This window comes from Lyngbya aestuarii BL J (genome assembly GCF_000478195.2).
In the GTDB taxonomy this organism is placed as follows: Bacteria; Cyanobacteriota; Cyanobacteriia; order Cyanobacteriales; family Microcoleaceae; genus Capilliphycus; species Capilliphycus aestuarii.
In genome coordinates, this window is record NZ_AUZM01000306.1 from 1 (window position 1) to 715 (window position 715).

At 45.6% G+C, this 715-nt stretch carries 1 protein-coding gene and 1 pseudogene; both read left to right on the top strand.

The features are described 5' to 3' along the window. Positions 1–222, top strand: a 222-nt coding sequence (gene tnpA, locus M595_RS28245) for an IS200/IS605 family transposase (protein ID WP_023069961.1), incomplete at its 5' end; no start/stop codon positions are given. A gap of 249 nt (positions 223–471) precedes the next feature. Continuing rightward, positions 472–715 (top strand): annotated as a pseudogene (locus M595_RS31985) (RNA-guided endonuclease TnpB family protein); the annotation flags it as partial.

Here is a 715-nt window from a genome sequence, read left to right on the forward strand (position 1 = left end):
AGTACCATCGGTGACATTGCTTTAAGTAATTTGGTTAATAACGTCAAATCTGTAACGTCCCGAAAGCTTAGACAAGAATTTTCCGACCACTTAAATTCTTTTTACTGGAAAGATGTTTTATGGAATGGCTCTTACTTTGTTGCTAGTTGTGGCGGAGTTACTATTTCAACCTTAAGACAATACATTGAAAACCAAAACAAACCTAATTCCGATAAACCCTGACCGCAATTCATCTCACGCTGCTCTGTCGGGTCAGACGTGGGGCTTCTTGGGGAAGAAGCTAATGCGATACGGGGCAAATTGCCCGGTTAATTAAACGGCTTGGGAAAGGGCGATAGTACGTTTAATTACGGTGGCGATGCGTAAAGCCCCCGTGTTTTAACCGGGGGATACAAGCGAGGGCAGCCCATTTTATTTGGCAGGGGAAGAAACCTGTGTTACGATAATTTATCGTAGGTGATAACGATAACTATGCTGGTCTACGAGATGAAGCTGAAAGGAACAGAAAGTCAGTACCGAAGGTTAGATGAAGCCATTCGGACGGGGCGTTTTGTTCGGAACAGCGTCATCAGAGCGTGGTTAGATGGTCAGGTCAAAAGTCGCAACGATGCTTATAAGCACTGCAAGGTGCTGTCCGATAATCAGGAGTTTCCCTGGGTAGCCAGATTAAACTCTATGGCGAGGCAGGCACACGCAGAAAGGGCTTGGGCATCAA